Consider the following 23,832-nt stretch of genomic DNA (forward strand, 5'->3'; position numbering starts at 1 on the left):
GACCGGCCGGCAGGTGAGCCTGTGCCCCTGGAAGCGCGTGTGCGCCCCAGGGGCACCGGTGTGCGACCACTTCGCGCCCCGCTCGGTCACCCCGTTGCCGCCCGGACATGGAATCATGGCCAGGGCGACCCAACCGGTGGGCCGCTGCCTTGGGTTGGCGGATGGCACAGCACCACAGGCCACAGCCTTCAGGGGGAGGAACGATGGCGGACAGCTTCGGACCGATGCGGGACGGTGATGCCGACGGCGGCGTCGTCGGCATGGGCCCGGACGCGGGCGGTACTCCGCGCAAGGAGCCGATCAGAGTCCTTGTCGTCGACGACCATGCCCTCTTCCGCCGTGGACTGGAGATCGTGCTCGCCGCCGAGGAGGACATTCAGGTCGTCGGGGAGGCGGGTGACGGCGCGGAGGCCGTCGACAAGGCCGCCGACCTGCTGCCCGACATCGTGCTGATGGACGTCCGGATGCCCAAGCGCGGCGGCATCGAGGCCTGCACCTCCATCAAGGAGGTGGCGCCCAGCGCGAAGATCATCATGCTGACGATCAGCGACGAGGAGGCCGACCTCTACGACGCGATCAAAGCGGGCGCGACCGGATACCTCCTCAAGGAGATCTCCACCGACGAGGTGGCCACCGCCATTCGCGCGGTGGCCGACGGGCAGTCGCAGATCAGCCCGTCCATGGCCTCGAAACTCCTCACCGAGTTCAAGTCGATGATCCAGCGCACCGACGAGCGCCGGCTGGTGCCGGCACCGCGGCTGACCGACCGTGAACTCGAAGTACTCAAGCTGGTCGCCACCGGGATGAACAACCGCGACATCGCGAAGGAGTTGTTCATCTCCGAGAACACCGTGAAGAACCACGTGCGCAACATCCTGGAGAAGCTGCAGCTGCACTCCAGGATGGAGGCGGTGGTCTACGCGATGCGGGAGAAGATCCTCGAAATCCGCTGAGGCCGCCGGAGCCGGCCTCGCCGCGGGCGACGGTCAGCGCAGCGCGGCGGTCAGGGCGCGGGTCACTTCCTTGAGGAGCGGCTCGCGCAGTTCGGGGGCATCCACGCGCTCCACGCGCACCGTCGTGCAGTCCACCCAGCTCGCCGCCTCGACCAGCGCCTCCGCCACCGCGGGGACCGCCTTCGGGCCGTCCAGCGTGACCTGGCGGGCCACCAGGACGCCGCCCGCCTCGCGCGCCGGGTCCACCCGGCCCACCAGCCGGCCGCCGGCCAGCACCGGCATCGCGTAGTAGCCGTACACCCGCTTCGGCTTCGGGACGTAGGCCTCCAGGCGGTGGGTGAAGCCGAAGATCCGCTCCGTGCGCGCCCGGTCCCAGATCAGCGAGTCGAACGGCGAGAGCAGCGTCGTACGGTGCCGGCCGCGCGGGGGTGCGGCCAGGGCCGCCGGGTCGGCCCAGGCGGGCTTGCCCCAGCCCTCCACCTCCACCGGGACCAGACCCGAGTCGGCGATCACCGCGTCGACCTGCTCACCCTTGAGCCGGTGGTAGTCGGCGATGTCCGCGCGCGTACCGACGCCCAGCGACTGCCCGGCCAGCCGGACCAGGCGGCGCAGGCACTCGGCGTCGTCCAGCTCGTCGTGGAGCAGCGTGGCCGGAACCGCGCGCTCGGCCAGGTCGTACACCCGCTTCCAGCCGCGCCGCTCGACGCACACCACCTCGCCGTACATCAGGGCGCGCTCCACGGCGACCTTGGTGCCGGACCAGTCCCACCACTCGCTGGTCTTCTTCGCGCCGCCCAGCTCCGTCGCGGTCAGCGGGCCCTCGCTCCGCAGCTGCTTGATCACCTGGTCGTAGACGCCGTCGGGGAGGTCGTGGCTCCAGTGGGGGCGGTCGCGGTAGGCGCGGCGGCGGAAGGCGAAGTGCGGCCACTCCTCGATGGGGAGGATGCAGGCCGCGTGCGACCAGTACTCGAAGGCGTGTGTGTCCGTCCAGTAGGCGGCGTCGACCGTCCGGCGGCCGACCCGGCCGAGGCGGGCGTACGGGATCAGCTCGTGCGAGCGGGCGAGGACCGAGATGGTGTCGAGCTGGACCGCGCCGAGGTGGCGGAGCACGCCCCGGACGCCGGAACGGCGGTCGGGGGCGCCGAGGAAGCCCTGTGCCTTCAGCGCGATACGGCGGGCTTCGTCCGCCGAGAGGGCGGCGGCGGGGCGCGGGAGGGTCGTCATGGTTCGGACGATAGAGCGTGGCACTGACAGTCCGGCACGAGCTGGGGCTTCAGCCCTGCGAGGGGGCCGGCAGGTAGGGCGCCGCGGAGGGCAGGCCCAGGTCCGAGGGGAGCAGGGAGCCGACCCAGCAGTCGCGTCGTACGCCCTTGTTGTTGAGGGAGGAGCGGAGGATGCCCTCGACGGTGAAGCCGGCGCGTTCCGCGACCGCGCGGGAGGCGTGGTTGCCGACCTCGGCACGCCATTCGACGCGGTCGATCGCCATCCGCGTGAACGCCCAGCGGGTGGCCGCGAGGGTGGCCTCGGCGGTGTAGCCGTGGCCGCGGTGTTCCTTGGCGGTCCAGAAACCCACCTCGGCCGTGCCGAGGGAGCGCATGGTCAGGGCGAGCATCCCGGCCAGCCCGCCCGTCGGCAGGAAGACGCCGAAGGTGAACATCGAGCCCTCGGACCAGCCGTCGGGGACCATCTGCTCCGTGAAGCTGCGGGCGTGCTCGGCGAGGTAGGGCGAGGGAATCGTCGTCCAGCGCTGGATGTCGGGATCCTGGACGGCCGCGTACACCGCATCGGTGTCCTGCGGGCCGACCGCGCGCAGCAGCAGACGAGGGGTGGTGAGCGTGACGGGTTCCATCGGCTGATTCTGCTCGCCCCGCCGTCCGGTACGCCATCGATTTCGCTCTGCGTGATCGAGTGATCACGTTTCGCGCAATTCCTGGCTCCGGCGCGGCACTATCCGTGTGCCCCGGCCGTTGTCCCGGGTGAAGCGTGAAACGGGCTCGCAGGGCCCGCAGGAAAGCGGCGGACGGCCGTCGGGCCGACAGGCCTCCCGACACGGCCGGGTCCTCGCATACGATGGCCGTTGCTCAGTACGTCAAATGGAAACCGACCCTCCCAGGCCCGACCGGCAAGGAGACTAAACCCCGTGTCCGTCCTCTCGAAGATCATGCGTGCAGGCGAAGGCAAGATCCTGCGCAAGCTGCACCGCATCGCGGACCAGGTCAACTCCATCGAAGAGGACTTCGTCGACCTCTCCGACGCCGAGCTGCGGGCCCTCACCGATGAGTACAAGCAGCGCTATGCCGACGGTGAGAGCCTCGACGACCTGCTCCCCGAGGCGTTCGCCACCGTCCGCGAGGCCGCCAAGCGCGCCCTCGGCCAGCGCCACTACGACGTGCAGATCATGGGCGGTGCGGCCCTCCACCTCGGCTACGTGGCCGAGATGAAGACCGGTGAGGGCAAGACCCTCGTCGGCACCCTGCCCGCGTACCTCAACGCGCTGGCGGGCAAGGGCGTCCACCTCATCACGGTCAACGACTACCTGGCCGAGCGCGACTCCGAGATGATGGGCCGCGTCCACAAGTTCCTGGGCCTGACCGTCGGCTGCATCCTCGCCAACATGACGCCGGCCCAGCGCCGCGAGCAGTACGCGTGCGACATCACGTACGGCACGAACAACGAGTTCGGCTTCGACTACCTGCGCGACAACATGGCGTGGGCCCAGGACGAGCTCGTCCAGCGCGGCCACAACTACGCCATCGTCGACGAGGTCGACTCCATCCTGGTCGACGAGGCCCGTACGCCGCTGATCATCTCCGGCCCGGCCGACCAGGCCACCAAGTGGTACGGCGACTTCGCCAAGCTGGTCCTGCGCCTGAAGAAGGGCGAGGCCGGCAACCCGCTCAAGGGCCAGGAGGAGACCGGCGACTACGACGTCGACGAGAAGAAGCGCACCGTCGCCATCCACGAGTCCGGCGTCAGCAAGGTCGAGGACTGGCTGGGCATCGACAACCTCTACGAGTCGGTCAACACGCCTCTGGTGGGCTACCTGAACAACGCCATCAAGGCGAAGGAGCTCTTCAAGAGGGACAAGGACTACGTCGTCCTCGACGGCGAGGTCATGATCGTCGACGAGCACACCGGCCGTATCCTCGCCGGCCGCCGCTACAACGAGGGCATGCACCAGGCGATCGAGGCGAAGGAAGGGGTGGACATCAAGGACGAGAACCAGACGCTCGCCACGATCACCCTGCAGAACTTCTTCCGCCTCTACAAGCGCCACGACCACAACGGCAAGGAACTGCCCGGCCTGTCCGGCATGACCGGTACGGCCATGACCGAGGCCGCCGAGTTCCACCAGATCTACAAGCTCGGTGTGGTCCCGATCCCCACGAACCGGCCGATGATCCGCAAGGACCAGTCGGACCTGATCTACCGCACCGAGGTCGCCAAGTTCGAGGCGGTCGTCGACGACATCGCGGAGAAGCACGAGAAGGGCCAGCCGATCCTGGTCGGCACGACCTCCGTGGAGAAGTCGGAGTACCTCTCGCAGCAGCTCTCCAAGCGCGGCATCCAGCACGAGGTCCTCAACGCCAAGCACCACGAGCGCGAGGCCTCGATCGTCGCCCAGGCCGGCCGCAAGGGCGCCGTCACGGTGGCCACCAACATGGCCGGCCGCGGTACGGACATCAAGCTCGGCGGCAACCCCGAGGACCTCGCCGAGGCGGAGCTGCGCCAGCGGGGCCTCGACCCCGAGGAGCACATCGAGGAGTGGGCGCAGGCCCTTCCCGCCGCCCTGGAGAAGGCCGAGCAGGCCGTCAAGGCGGAGTTCGAGGAGGTCAAGGAGCTCGGCGGACTCTACGTCCTGGGCACCGAGCGGCACGAGTCGCGCCGGATCGACAACCAGCTGCGCGGCCGTTCCGGCCGTCAGGGCGACCCGGGCGAGTCCCGCTTCTACCTCTCCCTCGGCGACGACCTGATGCGCCTGTTCAAGGCCCAGATGGTCGAGCGCGTGATGTCCATGGCGAACGTGCCGGACGACGTGCCGATCGAGAACAAGATGGTCACCCGCGCGATCGCGTCCGCGCAGTCGCAGGTCGAGCAGCAGAACTTCGAGACCCGTAAGAACGTCCTGAAGTACGACGAGGTGCTCAACCGCCAGCGCGAGGTCATCTACGGCGAGCGCCGCCGCGTCCTGGAGGGCGAGGACCTCCAGGAGCAGATCCAGCACTTCATGGACGACACGATCGACGCGTACGTCGGCGCGGAGACCGCCGAGGGTTTCCCGGAGGACTGGGACCTCGACCGTCTGTGGGGCGCCTTCAAGCAGCTCTACCCGGTCAAGGTCACCGTCGAGGAGCTGGAGGAGGCGGCCGGCGACCGTGCGGGCCTGACCGCCGAGTACATCTCCGAGTCCATCAAGGACGACATCCACGAGCAGTACGCGTCGCGCGAGGCGCAGCTGGGCTCCGAGATCATGCGTGAGCTGGAGCGCCGGGTCGTGCTGTCGGTCCTGGACCGCAAGTGGCGCGAGCACCTCTACGAGATGGACTACCTCCAGGAGGGCATCGGCCTGCGCGCGATGGCCCAGAAGGACCCGCTGGTCGAGTACCAGCGCGAGGGCTTCGACATGTTCACCGCGATGATGGACGGCATCAAGGAGGAGTCCGTCGGCTACCTGTTCAACCTGGAGGTCCAGGTCGAGCAGCAGGTCGAGGAGGTCCCGGTCGAGGACACCGAGGCGGCGGCGGGCGTCCAGGACGCGGTGCCGGCCCAGGCGGGCTCGCGTCCCGAGATCCGTGCGAAGGGTCTCGAGGCGCCGCAGCGGCGGGGCATGCACTTCTCGGCCGCCACGGTGGACGGCGAGGGCGGCATCGTCGAGGGCGACTTCGACTACGACGACGATGAGCCGGCCCGCTCCGAGGCCGACGGCCTGACGCGTGCCGAGCGCCGCAAGCAGGCGAAGAGCCGGCGCGGCCGCAGGAAGTAGCCCGGCGCCGACGAGCGTTCGCGAGGGCCGGTCACCCTGGAGAGGGGGCCGGCCCTTCGGCATGGGGTGTTCGCGGCGGGCGGCCCGGCCGGGCGCCGGACGTCAGGGGCCGTGCGACGGGCGTGGGCCGCCCATCTCCACCGCCGTGCAGCGCCAGCGCAGGTCCGCGCCCTGCTCCAGGCGGAAGGCCAGCGCGCGCAGCCGGTCGCCCGCGGTGATGCGGGCGAAGACCTCCAGGGCGCCCGAGCAGGGGACGTAGTAGCCGATGTCGCGGACGACGGGGTCGGCGCCGCGGGTGCGCAGGGGGCCGTGTTCGGCGAGGCGGGCCAGGTCGTCGTAGGCCTGGCCCGCGGTGTGCCGGAGCATCCAGTGGACGGGGCGGCGGCCGCTCAGGACGGCCAGCAGCCGCTCCGCGAAGAGGTCGGTGGGACGGGGGCCCGGCGGTGCCGCCGGAGGCGTGAGCGGCCGGCGGGAGGAAGGGGCGCCGGGGCGGCGGGAGTCGCGGCGGCCGGGGGGCCGGGTGGTCGGGCGGAGCTGGGCGGTCCTGGTCATGACCTTGTTCATGGGGTCCCCGTTCGGCGGGCCCGGCGGGTACCGGGCGGTAACTTTCGGTTACGGATCTTGTACGGGGGCCGGGACGGCGACAGCAAGGCGATGGCGGTTCGTGTCGGGGGTCCTGGAATGTTCACCTATCCGAGTGGTCGGGGGTGCCGGAAACCCACCGGGCGGGCGGCAGTGCCGGGTGAATCCCGGGGCGCCGGGTGGACGCCCCCGACGTCACCGCCCGGGACCCGAAAGGGGACGCCCGCACGTATCCTGAAGGCCCTCCGGAAGGCGCCAGGCCTCCTCCGGGGGTCATGCCGAAGCAGAGTGAAGAGTCCGGAAGAGAGCGGCCCAGCCATGCGCGTCTACGTCCCCCTGACCCTTCCCGGGCTCGCCGAGGCGCACAAGACGGGCGAGCTGGGGACCGGTCCGTTCGTCGCCTACGCCGTCACGCCCGCGTTGCGCGAGTGGTACCTCTCCGACGACATGGAGGAACTCGAGTACGCCGCGCTCAACCGCGCCGCGCTGGCCTCCCTGCGGCTGCTGGCCGCCGACCCGGACGCGATGCGGCGCCGGGTCGTGGTCGCCGTCGACGTGCCCGACGGCACGGCGGCGGCCGACCCGGACCGCGGGCTCGACCCGGCGGCGCTGGGCGAGGTCCGGGTGACCGGGACGGTGGCGCTGGCCAGGGCGGCCGCGGTGCACGTCGACTCCGACGGCGCCGAGGAGGACGTGACGGCGGCCGCCGGGGCGCTGGCGGCGGCGGACGGCGGTGACGACGACGCGCAGTTCGTCGTGGACGGGGCCGAGGACCACGAACTGCTCTGGTACGCCACGCAGGAGATCCCGAGCCTGGTGGGCCTCGACGGCTGAGACGGGGCCGAAAGGGCCCGGCGGGGCACCTGTGACCTGCGGTGATGTGGCCACGGGTCTTGATTGTCAGTGGCGGCGGGTAGCGTTTTCGGCATGGGGAAGCACGAAAGCGCGCACATTGTCTGGGACTGGAACGGGACGCTGTTCCACGACAACGACGCGATCATCGGGGCGACGAACGCGGCCTCGGCCGAGCTGGGTCTGGCGCCGATCACGCTGGACCAGTACCGGGCGCTGTACTGCGTGCCGGTGCCGAAGTTCTACGAGCGGCTGATGGGGCGGCTGCCGACGGAGGCCGAGTGGGAGGTCATGGACGTGATCTTCCACCGGTACTACGCCGAGCACCGCGTCAGGTGCGCGCTGACCGAGGGGGCGGCCGAGCTGCTGGCGGGGTGGCGTTCGGCGGGGCGCAGCCAGTCGCTGCTGAGCATGTACGCGCATGACGAACTGGTCCCGCTGGTACGCGGGTTCGGGATCGAGCCGCACTTCATACGGGTGGACGGGCGGGTCGGGCCGTCGGGGGGCAGCAAGGCCGAGCACATGGTGCGGCATCTGCGGCAGCTGGCGGGTGTGCGGCCGGGGCGGACCGTGGTGATCGGGGACGCGGCGGACGACGCGGTGGCGGCGCGGGCGGCGGGAGCGAAGGCGGTGCTGTACACCGGGGGGTCGCACGGCAGGGCGAGCCTGGAGGAGGCCGGGGTGCCGGTCGTGGACTCGCTGGCGGAGGCGGTCGAGGAGGCGGAGCGCCTGGTGGCGTGAGCGCGTGCAGGTGGGCCGGGGCTGCCGGAGCCGCTTACCGGCGCTGCCAGGTGCCGCTGCGCCCACCCGTGCCGCCCTGCGGCACGCCTGCCCGCAGCTATGTAGCTGACGTGACGGCAGCGCCCCGTAAGGGGCGCGGGGAACTGCGCGACCAGCCCCCACGCGTCGCCCGCACCATGACCACCGGTTTTCAGCCACCCCCAACCCCCACATCGGCCAGGCAAGCGCAGCGCCCCTGTGCAGAACGTCAAAGTTCCACCCCCTGTTTTGTACACATACGGCTCATGACGGCCCCCCGGTCGGGAGCGATAGCCTTGGTGGCGTGATCAGCGCGATAGTTCGCGGGGGCATCGGTGCCCCTGCCCTGCGCCCGGTGAGCACGGAACACCTCCGTGACCGGGTGGCGGTCGCTGGTCTTCCCGGGCGGAGGGCGCCGAAGGCGGCCCAGGCAGGAGCGCTGCCGAGAGCAGTATCACACCTGCGGAGCAGCTCAAATATGGCTCAATACCCCCCGCTCGTCTCACCTTGCGGCATAGCGTCGGAGCGGACCGGAGAACCCGGCCGTGGCGTCGAGCCGCAGGGGGAAGAGCCCGTACTTCCTTCTACGTCACGCAATGGCGCGCGACAGGAGCCAGAGGACAATGCAGACCAAGCTGGACGAAGCCAAGGCCGAGCTGCTCGATCGGGCCGCCCGGGTAGCTGAGAACAGCCCGGCCGGGGGGCACCTACCGACTGGGACGACGGGAGAGGCGGATCAGGAGTCCGTCGCCGCGTTCCTCCAGCGCTACTACCTGCACACCGCACCGGAGGACCTGGCCGACCGCGACCCGGTCGACGTCTTCGGCGCGGCCGTCTCGCACTACCGCCTCGCCGAGACCCGCCCCCAGGGCACCGCGAACGTCCGGGTGCACACCCCGACCGTCGAGGAGAACGGGTGGACCTGCACCCACACCGTGGTGGAGGTCGTCACCGACGACATGCCCTTCCTCGTGGACTCGGTCACCAATGAGCTGACCCGGCAGGGGCGCGGGATCCACGTCGTCATCCACCCCCAGATCGCGGTCCGCCGCGACCTCACCGGCAAGATGATCGAGGTGCTGCCCACCCCGGCCGTCGGCGAGGAACTGCCGCACGACGCGTACACCGAGTCCTGGATCCACGTCGAGATCGACCGCGAGACCGACCGCTCCGACCTCAAGCAGATCACCGCCGACCTGCTGCGCGTGCTCTCCGACGTCCGTGAGGCCGTCGAGGACTGGGAGAAGATGCGGGAGGCGGCCGTCCGCGTCGCCGAGAACCTCGGCGAGGAGCCGGTCCCGGCCGACCTGCCGCGCCCCGAGGTCGAGGAGGCCCGCGAGCTGCTGCGCTGGCTGGCCGCCGACCACTTCACCTTCCTCGGCTTCCGCGAGTACCAGCTGCGCGAGGACGACTCGCTGGCCGCCGTGCCCGGCACCGGCCTCGGCATCCTGCGCTCCGACCCACACCACTCGGCCGACGAGGGCCACCCGGTCAGCCCCTCCTTCGAGCGGCTCCCGGCCGACGCGCGTGCCAAGGCCCGCGAGCACAAGCTCCTCGTCCTGACCAAGGCGAACAGCCGGGCGACCGTGCACCGGCCGTCGTACCTGGACTACATCGGCGTCAAGAAGTTCGACGCGGACGGCAACGTGGTGGGTGAGCGGCGCTTCCTGGGGCTGTTCTCGTCCGCCGCCTACACCGAGTCGGTGCGCCGGGTGCCGGTCATCCGCCGCAAGGTCGACGCCGTGCTGGAGCGGGCGGGCTTCTCGCCCAACAGCCACGACGGCCGCGACCTGATGCAGATCATGGAGACGTACCCGCGCGACGACATGTTCCAGACCCCGGTCCCGGAGCTGGAGTCGATCGTCACGTCCGTCCTGTACCTCCAGGAGCGCCGCCGGCTGCGGCTGTACCTGCGCCAGGACGAGTACGGCCGCTACTACTCGGCCCTCGTCTACCTCCCGCGTGACCGCTACACCACCGGCGTCCGGCTGCGGATCATCGACATCCTGAAGGAGGAGCTCGGCGGCATCAGCGTCGACTTCACGGCCTGGAACACCGAGTCGATCCTTTCCCGGCTGCACTTCGTCGTCCGTGTCCCGCAGGGCACCGAGCTGCCCGAGCTGTCCGACGCCGACAAGGACCGCATCGAGGCCCGCCTGGTCGAGGCGGCCCGCTCCTGGGCCGACGCCTTCGCCGAGGCGCTCAACGCCGAGTGCGGCGAGGAGCGCGCGGCCGAACTGCAGCGCCGCTACACCAACTCCTTCCCCGAGGGCTACAAGGCCGACCACACCCCGCGCGCGGCGGTCGCCGACCTGGTCCACCTGGAGCGGCTCACCGAGGAACCGGGCAACGACTTCGCTCTCAGCCTCTACGAGCCGGTCGGCGCCGCCCCGGGCGAGCGCCGCTTCAAGATCTACCGCAAGGGCGCGGCGATCTCCCTGTCGGCCGTGCTGCCGGTCCTGAACCGGCTGGGCGTCGAGGTGATCGACGAGCGGCCCTACGAGCTGCGCTGCGCGGACCGGACGACCGCGTGGATCTACGACTTCGGGCTGCGCATGCCGAAGGTGTCCGGCGGCGGCAACGGCGACTACCTGGGCGACGACGGCCGTGAGCGCTTCCAGGACGCGTTCGCGGCGACGTGGACCGGCCTCGCGGAGAACGACGGCTTCAACGCGCTGGTGCTGAGCGCCGGGCTGAGCTGGCGGCAGGCGATGGTGCTGCGGGCGTACGCGAAGTACCTGCGGCAGGCCGGCTCCACGTTCTCCCAGGACTACATGGAGACCACCCTTCGCAACAACGTCCACACCACCCGGCTGCTCGTCTCCCTGTTCGAGGCGCGGATGTCGCCGGACCGGCAGAAGGCCGGCCTGGAGATCACCGACGCCCTCCTGGAGGAGCTGGACGCGGCCCTCGACCAGGTGGCGAGCCTCGACGAGGACCGCATCCTGCGTTCCTTCCTGACCGTCATCAAGGCGACGCTGCGCACCAACTTCTTCCAGGAGACGGTCGACGGCAAGCCGCACTCCTACGTCTCCATGAAGTTCGACCCGCAGGCCATCCCGGACCTCCCAGCGCCCCGCCCGGCGTTCGAGATCTGGGTGTACTCGCCGCGTGTCGAGGGCGTGCACCTGCGCTTCGGCAAGGTCGCGCGTGGCGGTCTGCGCTGGTCCGACCGGCGTGAGGACTTCCGCACCGAGATCCTCGGCCTGGTCAAGGCGCAGATGGTGAAGAACACCGTCATCGTGCCGGTCGGTGCCAAGGGCGGCTTCGTCGCCAAGCAGCTGCCCGACCCGGGCGTGGACCGCGACGCGTGGCTCGCCGAGGGCATCGCCAGCTACAAGACGTTCATCTCGGCGCTGCTCGACATCACCGACAACATGGTGGCCGGCGACGTCGTGCCCCCGCAGGACGTGGTCCGGCACGACGAGGACGACACCTACCTGGTGGTCGCGGCCGACAAGGGCACCGCGACGTTCTCCGACATCGCCAACGAGGTCGCCGGCAGCTACAACTTCTGGCTCGGCGACGCCTTCGCCTCCGGCGGCAGCGCGGGCTACGACCACAAGGGCATGGGCATCACCGCGCGCGGCGCCTGGGAGTCCGTGAAGCGGCACTTCCGGGAGCTGGGCGTCGACACCCAGACCGAGGACTTCACGGTCGTCGGCATCGGTGACATGTCCGGTGACGTGTTCGGCAACGGCATGCTGCTCAGCGAGCACATCCGCCTGGTCGCCGCCTTCGACCACCGGCACATCTTCATCGACCCGAACCCGGACGCGGCCACCTCCTACGCCGAGCGCCGCCGCCTGTTCGACCTGCCCCGCTCCAGCTGGGGGGACTACGACACCGACCTGCTCTCGGCGGGCGGCGGGATCTTCCCGCGCAGCGCCAAGGCCATCCCGGTCAACAGCCACATCCGCGAGGCCCTCGGCATCGAGGAGAAGGTCACCAAGCTGACCCCGGCCGACCTGATGAAGGCGATCCTCGGAGCACCGGTCGACCTGCTGTGGAACGGCGGTATCGGCACCTACGTGAAGGCGTCGACCGAGTCCAACGCGGACGTCGGCGACAAGGCCAACGACGCCATCCGTGTCGACGGCGCCGACCTGCGCGTCAAGGTCGTCGGCGAGGGCGGCAACCTGGGCCTGACCCAGCTGGGCCGGATCGAGTTCGCCCGCCAGGGCGGCAAGATCAACACCGACGCGATCGACAACAGCGCCGGCGTGGACACCTCCGACCACGAGGTGAACATCAAGATCCTGCTCAACGGCGTGGTCGCGGACGGCGACATGACGGTCAAGCAGCGCAACAAGCTGCTCGCCGAGATGACCGACGAGGTCGGCGCCCTGGTGCTGCGCAACAACTACGCGCAGAACGTGGCGATCGCCAACGCGCTCGCCCAGTCCGGGGACATGCTCCACGCCCAGCAGCGCTACCTGCGCCACCTGGTCAGGGAGGGCCACCTCGACCGGGCCCTGGAGTTCCTGCCCACCGACCGCCAGATCCGCGAGCGCATCGGCACCGGGCAGGGTCTGACCGGCCCGGAGACGGCCGTGCTGCTGGCGTACACGAAGATCACGGTCGCCGACGAGCTGCTGGCCACCACGCTGCCGGACGACCCGTACCTGAGCGGCCTGCTGCACGCGTACTTCCCGACGGCCCTGCGCGACCGGTTCGCCGCCGCGCTCGCCACCCACCCGCTGCGCCGCGAGATCACCACCACGGTGCTGGTCAACGACACGGTCAACACCGGTGGTACGACCTACCTGCACCGGCTGCGCGAGGAGACCGGGGCCTCCCTGGAGGAGATCGTCCGGGCGCAGACCGCGGCCCGCGCGATCTTCCGCTCGGCCCCGGTGTGGGACGCGGTCGAGGAACTGGACAACAAGGTCGACGCCGCCGTCCAGACCCGGATCCGGCTGCACTCCCGCCGCCTGGTGGAGCGCGGCACCCGCTGGCTGCTCAACAACCGGCCGCAGCCGCTCCAGCTCCTGGAGACCGTCGACTTCTTCTCCGAGCGGGTCGAGCAGGTCTGGCAGCAGCTGCCGAAGCTGCTGCGCGGCGCGGACCTGGAGTGGTACCAGCACGTGTACGACGAGCTCTCCGGCTCCGGCGTGCCCGCCGAACTCGCCACCCGCGTGGCCGGCTTCTCCTCCGCCTTCCCGGCGCTGGACATCGTCTCGGTGGCCGACCGCACGGGCAAGGAGCCGCTGGACGTCGCCGAGGTCTACTACGACCTCGCCGACCGGCTCGGCGTCACCCAGCTGATGGACCGCATCATCGAGCTCCCGCGCGCCGACCGCTGGCAGTCGATGGCCCGCGCCTCCATCCGCGAGGACCTGTACGCGGCCCACGCGCTGCTCACCGCCGACGTGCTCGCCGCGGGCAACGGCACGTCGACGCCCGAGCAGCGCTACCAGGCCTGGGAGCAGAAGAACGCCGCGATCCTGGGCCGGGCCCGCACCACCCTGGAGGAGATCCGCAGCTCGGACTCCTTCGACCTGGCCAACCTCTCGGTGGCCATGCGGACGATGCGGACGCTGCTGCGCACGCATTCGTAGGAGCGCAGCCGTAGCCGTACCCGTACGACATGAAAGGCGCCCCGAGCCGGTGACGGCTCGGGGCGCCTTTCATGTCGGTGTCCGGGAACTCAGGTCGTCGGTGTCCGGGAACTCATGGCGGTGGCCCGGAACGGGACCTGCTTCAGGAAGGCTGGGCGGCGGCCTTCGGCTGCGGTTTGGGCTTCGCCTTGGTCTTGTCGGACTTGTCGCCGGTGAAGGCCTCGTACTCGGCGAGGACCTCCTCGGTGGGCCCGTCCATGCGCAGCACACCGCGCTCCAGCCACAGCACCCGCTCGCAGGTGTCGCGGATGGACTTGTTGTTGTGGCTGACCAGGAAGACCGTGCCCGCGTGCTGGCGCAGCTCGCGGATCCGCTCCTCGGACCGCATGCGGAAGGACGCGTCACCGGTGGCCAGGGCCTCGTCGATGAGGAGGACGTCGTGGTCCTTGGCGGCGGCGATGGAGAAGCGGAGCCGGGCGCCCATGCCGGAGGAGTAGGTGCGCATCGGGAGGGTGATGAAGTCGCCCTTCTCGTTGATGCCTGAGAAGTCGACGATGTCCTGGTAGCGCTCCTTGATCTCCTCGCGGGACATGCCCATGGCGAGTCCGCCGAGGTAGACGTTCTTCTCGCCGGTCAGGTCGCCCATCAGGGCCGCGTTGACGCCGAGGAGGGAGGGCTGGCCGTCGGTGTAGATGGCGCCGTTCTCCACCGGGAGCAGGCCGGCGACCGCCTTGAGCAGGGTCGACTTGCCGGAGCCGTTGGTGCCGATCAGGCCGATCGCCTCGCCCTTGTAGGCGACGAAGGAGACGTTCTTGACCGCGTGCACCTTGCGGACGCCGGCCGCCTGCTCCGCCTGCTTGCGGCGCAGCATGCGGTTGAGGGCGGCGGTGGCGGAGCCCCGTCCGGCGCCGGTGCCGTTGACCCGGTAGACGATGTCGACGCTGTCGCAGACGACGGTGGGGACGTCGCTCACGGTGCGGGACTCACGCACGGTGGCGGGGGTGTCGCTCATGCTGGGGGTGTCGCTCACGTTCTCAGCCACGGCCGTACGTCTCCTCAGCCTTCCAGAAGTAGATGAACCCGCCGACGCCGAAGACCAGGGCCCAGCCGGTCGCGACGATCCACACGTGCGGCGGCAGCTGGCTGGCGTGGAAGCTGTCGATCAGGGAGAAGCGCATCAGGTCGATGTAGACGGCGGCCGGGTTGTCCTTGAGGACCGGGTTCACCCAGCTCGGCAGGCCGTGGTGGTTCTTGGTCAGCTTGTCGATGTTCCACATGACGCCGGAGATGTACATCCAGGTGCGCAGGATGAACGGCATCAGCTGGGCGATGTCCGGGGTCTTGGCACCCCACCGGGCCATGATCATCGCGAAGCCGGCGTTGAAGGTGAACTGCAGGATCAGCGCGGGGATCGCCAGCAGCCAGGAGGCGGACACCGGAACGCCGAAGCAGAGCAGGATGACGACCAGGGCGGCCATCGAGAACAGCAGCTGCTGGAGCTGCTGGAGGCAGAAGGAGATGGGCAGCGCGGCGCGCGGGAAGTGCAGGGCGCGGACGAGGCCCAGGTTGCCGGAGATCGCGCGGGTGCCGACCATGATCGAGCTCTGCGTGAACGTCCAGATGAACACGCCCGTGACCAGGAACGGGATGTAGTCCGGCACGCCGCGCTTGGTGCCGAGCAGCACACCGAAGATGAAGTAGTACACAGCCGCGTTCAGCAGCGGGGTCATGACCTGCCAGACCTGGCCGAGCTTCGCCTGCGCGTACTGGGCGGTGAGCTTGGCGGTGGCGAACGCGACGATGAAGTGCCGTCGCTCCCACAGCTGGCGGATGTACTGGGGCAGGGAGGGACGGGCGCCGCTGACCGAGAGACCATGCCGGGCGGCGAGCGCCGCGAGGTCGTCCTCGGCCGTGACCGGGGCCGGGGGCGGTGTGTGGAGAACCTGGGTCACATCCGCTGCTTTCACTCGGGGGTGGGGGTGCGGCGCCCGGCTGGGCGCCGGGCCCGTCATCCGGCGTTTCCTTACGCTTCTCTTTACGTTTTCTCACGTCGGAACGGGACCGTATCGTCGCAACGGGAGCGTAGGCCGAGTTGGCGTCGGAACGCAACCGTTTCGTCGTCACGGACGGCTGTGCGCCGTAACACTTTCGTGGTGAGGGCGCGACCGATTCGTTGTGGCGTGCTGCGGACGCGCGTTCGGTACGGCGGTGAGCTGGGGCGAGTTCAGCCGGACCGGGTCGCGGCCGCGTTGTGGCGTTCGGGTGGCGGCCCGGTGTCGGTGCGTCGTCGGAACGCAACCGTTTCGTCGTTACGCCCCTATGCTGGGACACATGACGACGAACGCCGAGGAGTCCCAGACGCGTCCGCGCCGACGAGCCCCCGCCGGGGCGGCCGTCCTCCGCGAGGACGTGACCGAGGCCATCCGGGCCGCCGTCTTCGAGGAGCTCGCGGCGGTCGGGTATGCCCGGATGTCCATCGAGGGCATCGCGCGCCGCGCCGGCGTCGGCAAGACCGCCGTCTACCGCCGCTGGCGCTCCAAGCTGCACCTGGTCCTCGACGTCGTCTCCGCCCTCGCCGTGATGGGCCTGCCGGTGCCCGACACCGGCTCCCTGGAGGGCGACCTGCGGCTGCTGTACGAGGTCACGAGCCGTGCGCTGCGCCATCCGGTCGCCTCCCAGATCATCCCGGACCTGCAGGCCGAGGCGGCTCGCAACCCCGACATCGCCGAGGCCATGCAGAAGACGCTGCGCGAGGGCCAGGAGGGCGTCGCCAGCAAGATCATCGAGGCGGCGCAGCGGCGGGGTGAACTCGCCGAGGGCCTCGACGACGACCTTGCGATGGATCTGATCTCCGGCCCGCTGTACTGGCGCTCGGTGGTGATCCGCACCCCCAAGCTGCCGAAGGGGTATCTGGCGGCGCTGGCCCGCGGGACCACGGAGGCGCTCAAGGCGCTGTGACCACTCGGGCCGGGGATGTCACAGGCCGCGCGGCCGTCTCGTCGTAGAGGGCGCAGGCATCCTCGAACAGGGAGTGGACGATGAACCTCGCGCTGTGGATCACCGCCGGGCTGCTCGCCGCGGTGGCACTGGCCGGCGGGATCAGCAAGACGTTCGTGCCGAGGGAGAAGCTGGCCGCGGCGCACGGGGGCGGCTGGACCGGTGACGTCGGCGACGGTTTCGTGCGGACGCTCGGCGTCCTCGAACTCCTGGCCGCGGCGGGCCTGGTCCTGCCCGCCGTGACCGGCGTCGCGCCGGTACTGGTGCCGGTGACCGCTACGGCCTGGGTCCTGCTGATGGCCGGTGCGATGATCACCCACGGCCGGCGGGGGGAGCGGGCGTTCGTGGCGCTGAACCTCTTCTACCTGGCCCTCGCGCTGGTCGTCGCGGCGGGCCGGTTCGGCCCGGGCTCCTTCTGAACTTCAGGCACTTCTGGCACCTTCGACGGGACATGGGGGCGTGGGGCATGGGGCATGGGGGAGCGGACATGAAGACCAGGACCGAGGAGTTCCAGGAGTTGCGGCCGCTGCTGTTCTCGATCGCGTACCGGCTGCTGGGCAGCGTCGCCGAGGCCGAGGACGCCGTCCAGGAGGCCTGGCTGCGCTTCGCCGGCTCAACGACGGAGATCAGGTCGCCGAAGGCCTTCCTGTCGGCCGCCGTGACCCGGATCTCGATCGACGTACTGCGCTCGGCCCGGGTCCGGCGCGAGCAGTACGTCGGCCCCTGGTTCCCCGAGCCGCTGCTCGCCGACCCCTACGAGGACCCGGTCAGGTCGGCGGAGCTGGCCGACTCGGTGTCGATGGCGGCCCTGCTGCTCCTGGAACGGCTCAGCCCCCTGGAGCGCGCGGTCTTCGTCCTGCGCGAGGTGTTCGACTTCGGCTTCCCCGAGGTCGCGTCGGTGGTGGGCCGCTCGGAGTCGGCCTGCCGCCAGCTGGCGGTGCGGGCCCGGCGCCACATGGCCGAGGGCCGCCCCCGCTTCGAGGCGGACCGCAGGGAACGCGAGGAACTGGCCGCGCGCTTCTTCGAGGCCCTCCACGAGGGCGATGTCGCCGCCCTCCAGGACCTGCTCGCCGCCGACGTGTCGCTGGTCGGCGACGGCGGCGGCAAGGCCCCGCAGCTCGCCCGCGCGGTCCTGGGCGCCCAGAACGTGGCCCGCCTCCTCGCCGCCGTCTTCCCGGCGCTGGCCCGCATCGAGGTGACCGCCGAACGCCACGAGGTCAACGGCCAGCCCGGCGCGATCCTCCACGACCGCCACGGCAAGGTCCTTCAGACCTTCTCCCTCGACATCCTCGACGGCCGCATCCAGACCATCCGCCTCGTCCTCAACCCCGACAAACTGGCCCACATGGGCCCCGTGGCCGACGCCTGGGCCATCTCCGAGGAACTCAAACAGGCCCGCAGGGCAGCGGACTGACGGGCTTTCACGATCCGAGGCGAAGGGCCAGTGCCGACAGGTCCGGCGCCCGCAGCACCCGGTCGCCGAACCCGGGCAGCGGCACGTGCAGGACGTCCGTCCACCGCTCCGGTACGGCCCCGACGCCGTAAACGGCACCGGCCAGGGCGCCGGTGACCGCCGCGACGGTGTCCGTGTCGCCGCCCAGGTCGACGGCTGCCCGGACGGCCTCCTCGTAGGAGGAGGCCGTCCGCAGCGCCCAGACCGCGGAGCCGAGGCAGGGCCACACTGCGCCGTTGAACTCGGTCGCGAGGTCGGGGTGCCAGCTGGGACCGAGGACGGTGGCGTAGCGGTCCCGGTGGCCGGGGTGAACCGCCGCCAGCGATTCCGGAACGGCGGCCAGCGGGTCGTCCCCGGACAGGGCGACCCGCAGCAGCTCGTGCAGGATGGCGGTGCCCTCCCAGGCAGCCCGGTCTCCGTGGGTGAGCGCGGCCAGCCGGCGGCCGGCGTCCATCGTGCCGTCCCGGCCCAGGGGCGCGAAGTACACCCCCGACGTCGCGGCACGCATCAACGCCCCGTTGCCCGCGGCGCGTTGGCTGGTCTGGAAGTGCACGGCGGCGGCGAGGTCCCACGGGTCTCCGCTGCCCAGCACGGCCTCGGTCTGCAGCCCTATGTCCTTCGGCTCGGCCGCCGCCCACCGCTGGAACCGCCGGAAGACGTCCGGGAGTTCGAGCCCGCCCCGCTCTACCAGGGACTCCCCGACCAGCACGGCCATCTGCGTGTCGTCGGTCGCCTCGCCGGGCTCCCATCCGCCGCCTCCGCACATCTCACCCCCGTGGCCCGCCCTCGGGAACCGCGCGGAGAAGGCCCCCTCGGGGCCGAACTCGAAGGGCGCGCCCAGGGCGTCGCCGACGGCGGAACCGATGACGGCGCCCAGGACGCGGTCGAGGCGGGACAGGCGGGACATCCCCGCAGGGTACGCGGGGTCAGCCCCGGCCCGCCTCCGGATGCAGGCGGAGCCAGCCGGACCAGGCTGAGGTGATCATGTCGTGGACGTCGTGTTTGGCCTTCCAGCCGAGTTCGGTGGTGATGCGGTCGGCCGAGGCGACGACGCGGGCCGGGTCGCCCGGGCGGCGGGCGGTGACGGCCGGGGGGAGGTCGTAGCCGGTGACGGCGTTGATGCGGTCGATCATCTCGCGGACCGAGACGCCCTCGCCGCGGCCGATGTTGAGGGTGAGCGCGCGGCCCGGCTCGGCCTGGAGGGCGCGGGCCGCGGCCACGTGGGCCTCGGCGAGGTCCACCACGTGGATGTAGTCGCGGACGCAGGTGCCGTCCGGGGTCGGGTAGTCGGCGCCGAAGATGCGCGGCGGGGCGTTCTCCGTGAGCTTCTCGAAGACCATCGGGACGAGGTTGTAGACGCCGACGTCGGCGAGCTCGGGGCGGGCCGCGCCGGCCACGTTGAAGTAGCGGAGCGAGGCCGTGGCGAGGCCGGTGGCCCGGCCCGTCGCGCGGACCAGCCACTCGCCCGCCAGCTTCGTCTCGCCGTACGGCGACATCGGCACGCACGGCGTCTCCTCCGTCACCAGCTCGACGTCCGGCATGCCGTAGACGGCCGCGGAGGAGGAGAACACGAAGGACGGGACCCGGGCCTCGGTCACGGCCTGCAGCAGGACGCGCAGGCCTTCGACGTTCTCGTGGTAGTAGTGCAGCGGGCGCTCCACCGACTCGCCGACCTGCTTCCTCGCCGCCAGGTGCACGACGCCGGTGACCTCGTGCTCGGCCAGGACCCGCGCGACCTTCTCACCGTCGAGTGTGGAGCCCGTCACCAGCGGCACGTCCTCCGGCAGGCGCTCGGCGATGCCGGTGGACAGGTCGTCGTAGACCACCGTCCGCTCGCCCGCCTCCGCCATCGCGCGTACGACATGCGCCCCGATGTAACCGGCGCCGCCGGTGATCAGCCAGGTCATGTGTGGCCGTCCCCTCCGTGAGTTGGCCCGTGGTGTTCGTCCGCCGCGGGTTCGTCAGCCGCGGTCACTCCTCAGTGAACCAGGTGCCGCCGACATCCGCGGACGGGCCACCTGACGCACCGCGGTCATGCGGACACCCGCAGTGTCCTCGCGGCGGCGGGTGGCGCGCCACAGCCGGGTCAGGGAGAGTACGGCGGCGGTGGCCAGCAGGCCGTTGCGGGCCAGCATCAGCAGGCAGCCGGTCCAGGTGCAGTGGACGACCTCGGCGTAGAACGCGGGGTAGGCGACGGCACTGAGCGCGGTCGCCGCCAGGACCAGCGCGGCGACCGGGCGCTGGGTGGTGTGCCGTGAGGTCAGGCAGACGGCGGCCAGGCCCAGCAGCCAGATCATGTACTGCGGGCTGATCACCCGGCTGGTGACGGTGAACAGGAGCACGGCGCTCAGCGCCGCGTCGTACGGGGTGGCCGGCGTCCAGTGCCGGGCCCGGATCCGCCACACGAGCAGCAGTGCGAAGGCGGCCGCGGTGAGCGCGAGGGACGCGGTCGCGACCGCGTGCACGTGCGGGCCTACCAGCTCGATGGCGCCGTACTGGTAGCGGGAGGTGCCCGGCCAGCCGGCGTGCCGCGCGAGGCTCAGCGCGGTCCCGCCGAGCGACTCGATCTGAACCCCCCGGCCGCCCTGCTGGCGGAGGAACGCGAGCGGGTTGCGGAACGACACCACGAAGACGGCCAGGGTCACGGTCCCCGTCAGGGCCGCGGTCAGCCACGCCCTGCGGGTGGGGCGCCCGCGCTCCAGGCCCAGCAGCACCAGCGTCGGCCACACCTTCACCAGCGCGCCCAGAGCCGCGAGCGCACCGCACGCGCGCGTGGAGCGCTGCAGCGCCAGCAGGGAGAGCACGGCGAAGGCGGTGACCTCCACGTCGTAGCGGGCCAGCGGAAGGTGCAGCAGCAGCGGCAGGCCGCCGGTCCACAGGGCCGCACCGAGCAGGGTGCGGCCGGGACGCCTGCCCGCGCGGGCGAGTGCCGCCGTGACCAGGGCGTCGGTGGCCAGGGTGAGCGCCACGAACGCCTGGAAGTAGCTCAGTTCCGGCACCAGCCCCGGCGCCAGCAGCACCGCGCCCGCACCCGGCGGGTACTGCCACAGCGTGTCGTGCGCCGGGAACGCGCCGTGCGACAGCACGCCGTACCAGTGGAAGTAGAGCCGCCACACTTCGCGCGCGACCGATCCGTGTCCCAGGCTTCGCTCGTTGTTGTGGGCGAGGAGCCACAGCATCAGCGCGCGCGTGGCGGCCCAGGCGACGGCGAGGCGGAGGAGCGGCGGGACGCGCGGGGGGAGCCGCGGGGCGAGACGCGAGGCGCCGGACGGGCGGCGCAGACGCGGGAGTCGAACAGGAGAGGCGAACGGGACGCGCGGAAGCGGAGTGTACGGGTGGCGATTCATCGACCGCGAGCGTAAGCCGCGCGGATGGTGTATCCATGCCGATACGCCGTCAATACCCGGCAAAGGTTGGCTAATCGCAAAAGATCGGGCCGTGGTGAGTATCGGGCCTCTCGTAAAAGCACATCCGCTTATGACACGAACAGAAGACGACAGCCGGCCGGCTCCACGGAGTCGGCCGCGCCCGTTCGGCGGTCCGCCCCGGTGGCCGCGGGCCGCCCGCTTCCTCGCCGTGGCCGCCCCGGTCGCGGTGATGCTCGCCGTCGGGTGCTGGGGGCTGCACCGCGGCGGCATGTGGCGCGACGAGGCCGTCACCTACCAGGTCGCCCGGCGCACGGTGCCGCAGATCTGGCGGCTGCTGCACGAGGTCGACGCCGTGCACGGCCTGTACTACCTGCTGATGCACGTCGTCCTCGCCGCCGACCCCGGCCACCCCGGCGAGGTCGTCCTCCGGCTGCCCTCGGTGTGCGCGGCGGCCTGCACCGCGGGCCTGGTCGCCGCCCTCGGCATGCGGCTGGCCCGGCCGCGCGTCGGTCTGTGGGCCGGGCTGCTGTACGCGGTCACCCCGCTGGTCGGCCACTACGCGCAGGAGGGCCGCTCGTACGCCCTGGTCGCCGCGGGCGCCACCGGCGCGACGCTGCTCCTCGTCCGGGCGGTGCGGGAGGAGGGGCGCCGGCTCTGGTGGTGGTACGGCGCCGTCCTCGGACTCACCTGCTGGCTGCACGAGTTCGCCGTCCTGCTGCTGCTCGCGCACGCGGGAACCCTGGCGCTGGCCCGTTCGTCGGGAAGGGTGTGGCGCAGGTGGGGCTGCGCGGCCGGGGGCGTGGCGCTGTCGCTGCTTCCGATGGTCGTGGTCTCGCGCGGGCAGTCGGCCCAGGTGGCCTGGCTGCGGGAGCCGGACGTGGAGACCGCCCAGGAGTTGCTGCGCCAGTACCTCGGACCGACCGACCGGGTGTACTGGGCGTGCCTGGCGCTCGGACTGCTGGGGCTGACGCGGCTGGTGGGCCGGCGCGGCGAGGTGACCCTCGCGGCGGTCGCGCTGCCGCTCGCGGTGCTGCCGCCGGTGGCCCTGATGCTGGCCTCGCAGTTCACCCCGCTGTACGTCGACCGGTACGTGCTGTACGCGCTGGCCGGGGCGCCGTTGCTGGTGGCGCTCGGCGCGGACCAGGTCGCCCGGGTGCTCGGCCGGCTCTGGTCCCGCCGCACACAGCCGGTGCTCCGGTCGCCCGCGCTCACCCTGGCCGGGGTCCTGGCGGTGCTCCTCGCCTTCACCCACCAGGTGCCGCTGCTGCGGGCGGACCGGGTGCCGGGCACCCGTCCCGACGACCTCGGGGCGGTCGCGGCGGCCGTGGCCCGCGTGCTGCGGCCCGGCGACCCCGTGCTGTTCCTGCCGGCCCACGCGCGCGGGGCGGAACTCGCGTACCCCGCCGACTTCAAGTCCACGAGGGACGTGGCACTGGCCGAGCCGGGGCCGGTGTCGGGGACGTTGTACGGGCGTGAGGTGGGGGCGGGGACGCTGCGGCGCCGGTTGGCGGGGGCCGACGAGGTGTGGGCCGTGATGGAGAAGTACGCGCTGGTGAGCGGGTACCGGCCGCGGCTTCCGACGGAGCGGGCCAAGTGGGCCGTGCTCAACCAGCAGTTCGTGTTGCGGGAGGAGATGGTGATCGACCGGATCGCGCTGCGGTTGTACGTGCGGCCGATCCGGGTGGGTGCATCCGAGTCCGCACTGCAGGCCGGTGGGGGCTGGTCGCGCCCACGCGGCGGCAGCCGCACATCGGCGACAGCCCCGCTCCCCTAGAGGGCCGCCTCGGCGGCCGCCGCGTCCAGGGTCCCCGTCAGCTGGTCCAGGCGCTCCTTCAGGTTCCGGATCTCCTCCACGTCGAAGCCCGTCGCCGCCACGATCCGCCGCGGCACCTCCAGGGCCCGTTCGCGTAGCGCGGTGCCCTCCTCCGTCAGGCGAACCTCCACCGAGCGTTCGTCGTGCGTGCTGCGTTCGCGGCGCACCAGGCCCGCCGTCTCCAGGCGCTTGAGCAGCGGGGACAGGGTGCCGGAGTCGAGACGCAGGTGTTCGCCGAGCTTCTTGACCGGGAGGTCGCCCTGTTCCCACAGCACCAGCATCACCAGGTACTGCGGGTAGGTGAGCCCGAGGTCCTTGAGGATCACGCGGTAGACGCCGTTGAAGGCGCGGGAGGCCGCGTGCAGGGAGAAGCAGATCTGGCGGTCCAGGCGGAGCCACTCCACCTCGGGGGCGGGGCTCGGGGCGGGGCTCGGGGCGGGGCCGGGGGTCGAGGTCGTCGCGGTCATGGCTCAAGCGTAGCGCTCGCGGGTCATTTAGTTGTGTGCAATT

Annotated in this window: 18 protein-coding genes; 9 read left to right on the top strand and 9 right to left on the bottom strand. The window is 71.3% G+C overall.

What is annotated here, in order from left to right; translation table 11 throughout:
• The first annotated feature begins 203 nt into the window (after positions 1–203).
• Positions 204–953, top strand: coding sequence for a response regulator transcription factor (locus ACZ63F_RS22040; protein ID WP_351958284.1), 750 nt, complete (start codon positions 204–206; stop codon positions 951–953).
• A 33-nt stretch (positions 954–986) separates the two neighbouring features.
• Here the strand turns inward: ACZ63F_RS22040 and ACZ63F_RS22045 are convergent, their stop codons facing one another.
• Both ACZ63F_RS22045 and ACZ63F_RS22050 read right to left on the bottom strand, forming a co-directional pair.
• A complete protein-coding gene (locus tag ACZ63F_RS22045) occupies positions 987–2,177 on the bottom strand; it encodes a winged helix-turn-helix domain-containing protein (protein WP_469713109.1) in 1,191 nt (396 codons plus the stop codon).
• A gap of 49 nt (positions 2,178–2,226) precedes the next feature.
• A complete protein-coding gene (locus ACZ63F_RS22050) occupies positions 2,227–2,802 on the bottom strand; it encodes a GNAT family N-acetyltransferase (RefSeq protein ID WP_469713110.1) in 576 nt (191 codons plus the stop codon).
• Positions 2,803–3,093: 291 nt separating this feature from the next.
• Between ACZ63F_RS22050 and secA the strand changes: the two genes are divergently transcribed.
• Entirely contained in the window at positions 3,094–5,937 is a 2,844-nt protein-coding gene (gene secA / locus ACZ63F_RS22055; RefSeq protein WP_469713111.1) for a preprotein translocase subunit SecA, read from the top strand.
• Between the two features lie 102 nt (positions 5,938–6,039).
• Here the strand turns inward: secA and ACZ63F_RS22060 are convergent, their stop codons facing one another.
• On the bottom strand, positions 6,040–6,501 hold the full coding sequence (locus ACZ63F_RS22060; RefSeq protein ID WP_469713113.1) for an Rv3235 family protein: 462 nt from the start codon (positions 6,499–6,501) through the stop codon (positions 6,040–6,042).
• Positions 6,502–6,837: 336 nt separating this feature from the next.
• Between ACZ63F_RS22060 and ACZ63F_RS22065 the strand changes: the two genes are divergently transcribed.
• The 3 genes from ACZ63F_RS22065 (at position 6,838) to ACZ63F_RS22075 (ending at position 13,691) form a co-directional block, all read left to right on the top strand.
• The gene (locus ACZ63F_RS22065; RefSeq protein WP_469713115.1) at positions 6,838–7,353 is read left to right on the top strand and encodes a DUF6912 family protein; all 516 of its coding nucleotides are present in this window, start codon (positions 6,838–6,840) and stop codon (positions 7,351–7,353) included.
• 93 nt (positions 7,354–7,446) lie between these two features.
• Entirely contained in the window at positions 7,447–8,112 is a 666-nt protein-coding gene (locus ACZ63F_RS22070) for an HAD family hydrolase (RefSeq protein WP_469713116.1), read from the top strand.
• Positions 8,113–8,753: 641 nt separating this feature from the next.
• Entirely contained in the window at positions 8,754–13,691 is a 4,938-nt protein-coding gene (locus ACZ63F_RS22075) for an NAD-glutamate dehydrogenase (protein ID WP_469713118.1), read from the top strand.
• Between the two features lie 142 nt (positions 13,692–13,833).
• On the opposite strand, the gene ACZ63F_RS22080 is transcribed toward ACZ63F_RS22075, so the two are convergent.
• A complete protein-coding gene (locus ACZ63F_RS22080) occupies positions 13,834–14,703 on the bottom strand; it encodes an ABC transporter ATP-binding protein (protein WP_469713557.1) in 870 nt (289 codons plus the stop codon).
• A 22-nt stretch (positions 14,704–14,725) separates the two neighbouring features.
• The gene (locus tag ACZ63F_RS22085) at positions 14,726–15,643 is read right to left on the bottom strand and encodes an ABC transporter permease (protein WP_469713120.1); all 918 of its coding nucleotides are present in this window, start codon (positions 15,641–15,643) and stop codon (positions 14,726–14,728) included.
• A gap of 367 nt (positions 15,644–16,010) precedes the next feature.
• On the opposite strand from ACZ63F_RS22085, the gene ACZ63F_RS22090 reads away from it, so the two are divergent.
• From ACZ63F_RS22090 to ACZ63F_RS22100, 3 genes are all read left to right on the top strand, one after another.
• Positions 16,011–16,649: a TetR/AcrR family transcriptional regulator gene (locus ACZ63F_RS22090; protein ID WP_352365145.1), complete on the top strand. Its 639-nt coding sequence runs from the start codon at positions 16,011–16,013 to the stop codon at positions 16,647–16,649.
• A gap of 80 nt (positions 16,650–16,729) precedes the next feature.
• On the top strand, positions 16,730–17,107 hold the full coding sequence (locus ACZ63F_RS22095) for a DoxX family protein (RefSeq protein WP_469713122.1): 378 nt from the start codon (positions 16,730–16,732) through the stop codon (positions 17,105–17,107).
• Positions 17,108–17,175: 68 nt separating this feature from the next.
• Positions 17,176–18,102 carry an RNA polymerase sigma-70 factor gene (locus ACZ63F_RS22100; protein WP_469713123.1) on the top strand — a complete coding sequence of 309 codons (927 nt, stop codon included), beginning with the start codon at positions 17,176–17,178 and terminating at the stop codon, positions 18,100–18,102.
• Between the two features lie 7 nt (positions 18,103–18,109).
• On the opposite strand, the gene ACZ63F_RS22105 is transcribed toward ACZ63F_RS22100, so the two are convergent.
• The 3 genes from ACZ63F_RS22105 to ACZ63F_RS22115 are packed head-to-tail and all read right to left on the bottom strand — an operon-like array spanning position 18,110 to position 21,320.
• On the bottom strand, positions 18,110–19,048 hold the full coding sequence (locus tag ACZ63F_RS22105; RefSeq protein WP_469713125.1) for an ADP-ribosylglycohydrolase family protein: 939 nt from the start codon (positions 19,046–19,048) through the stop codon (positions 18,110–18,112).
• A 19-nt stretch (positions 19,049–19,067) separates the two neighbouring features.
• Positions 19,068–20,048 (bottom strand): UDP-glucose 4-epimerase GalE, encoded by a 981-nt coding sequence (gene galE, locus ACZ63F_RS22110; protein ID WP_469713126.1) that lies wholly within the window; start codon positions 20,046–20,048, stop codon positions 19,068–19,070.
• 54 nt (positions 20,049–20,102) lie between these two features.
• A complete protein-coding gene (locus ACZ63F_RS22115) occupies positions 20,103–21,320 on the bottom strand; it encodes a glycosyltransferase 87 family protein (RefSeq protein ID WP_469713559.1) in 1,218 nt (405 codons plus the stop codon).
• A 397-nt stretch (positions 21,321–21,717) separates the two neighbouring features.
• Between ACZ63F_RS22115 and ACZ63F_RS22120 the strand changes: the two genes are divergently transcribed.
• Positions 21,718–23,283: a glycosyltransferase family 39 protein gene (locus ACZ63F_RS22120; protein ID WP_469713128.1), complete on the top strand. Its 1,566-nt coding sequence runs from the start codon at positions 21,718–21,720 to the stop codon at positions 23,281–23,283.
• Here ACZ63F_RS22120 and ACZ63F_RS22125 read toward each other — a convergent pair.
• Positions 23,280–23,789: a MarR family winged helix-turn-helix transcriptional regulator gene (locus tag ACZ63F_RS22125; RefSeq protein WP_469713129.1), complete on the bottom strand. Its 510-nt coding sequence runs from the start codon at positions 23,787–23,789 to the stop codon at positions 23,280–23,282. The two genes, ACZ63F_RS22120 and ACZ63F_RS22125, sit on opposite strands and share 4 nt — an antisense overlap.
• Positions 23,790–23,832 lie beyond the last annotated feature (43 nt).

Source organism: Streptomyces sp. NPDC104761 (assembly GCF_055583445.1).

Excerpts from the sequence above, each read along its gene's own strand:
- ACZ63F_RS22040 (WP_351958284.1), top strand. The coding sequence starts at position 204 with ATGGCGGACAGCTTCGGACCGATGCGGGACGGTGATGCCGACGGCGGC.
- ACZ63F_RS22080 (WP_469713557.1), bottom strand. The coding sequence starts at position 14,703 with ATGAGCGACACCCCCGCCACCGTGCGTGAGTCCCGCACCGTGAGCGAC.
- ACZ63F_RS22060 (WP_469713113.1), bottom strand. The coding sequence starts at position 6,501 with ATGAACAAGGTCATGACCAGGACCGCCCAGCTCCGCCCGACCACCCGG.
- ACZ63F_RS22115 (WP_469713559.1), bottom strand. The coding sequence starts at position 21,320 with ATGCTGTGGCTCCTCGCCCACAACAACGAGCGAAGCCTGGGACACGGA.
- ACZ63F_RS22100 (WP_469713123.1), top strand. The coding sequence starts at position 17,176 with ATGAAGACCAGGACCGAGGAGTTCCAGGAGTTGCGGCCGCTGCTGTTC.
- ACZ63F_RS22045 (WP_469713109.1), bottom strand. The coding sequence starts at position 2,177 with ATGACGACCCTCCCGCGCCCCGCCGCCGCCCTCTCGGCGGACGAAGCC.
- galE (WP_469713126.1), bottom strand. The coding sequence starts at position 20,048 with ATGACCTGGCTGATCACCGGCGGCGCCGGTTACATCGGGGCGCATGTC.
- ACZ63F_RS22065 (WP_469713115.1), top strand. The coding sequence starts at position 6,838 with ATGCGCGTCTACGTCCCCCTGACCCTTCCCGGGCTCGCCGAGGCGCAC.
- ACZ63F_RS22070 (WP_469713116.1), top strand. The coding sequence starts at position 7,447 with ATGGGGAAGCACGAAAGCGCGCACATTGTCTGGGACTGGAACGGGACG.
- ACZ63F_RS22050 (WP_469713110.1), bottom strand. The coding sequence starts at position 2,802 with ATGGAACCCGTCACGCTCACCACCCCTCGTCTGCTGCTGCGCGCGGTC.
- ACZ63F_RS22075 (WP_469713118.1), top strand. The coding sequence starts at position 8,754 with ATGCAGACCAAGCTGGACGAAGCCAAGGCCGAGCTGCTCGATCGGGCC.
- ACZ63F_RS22105 (WP_469713125.1), bottom strand. The coding sequence starts at position 19,048 with ATGTCCCGCCTGTCCCGCCTCGACCGCGTCCTGGGCGCCGTCATCGGT.
- ACZ63F_RS22090 (WP_352365145.1), top strand. The coding sequence starts at position 16,011 with ATGCTGGGACACATGACGACGAACGCCGAGGAGTCCCAGACGCGTCCG.
- ACZ63F_RS22095 (WP_469713122.1), top strand. The coding sequence starts at position 16,730 with ATGAACCTCGCGCTGTGGATCACCGCCGGGCTGCTCGCCGCGGTGGCA.
- ACZ63F_RS22125 (WP_469713129.1), bottom strand. The coding sequence starts at position 23,789 with ATGACCGCGACGACCTCGACCCCCGGCCCCGCCCCGAGCCCCGCCCCG.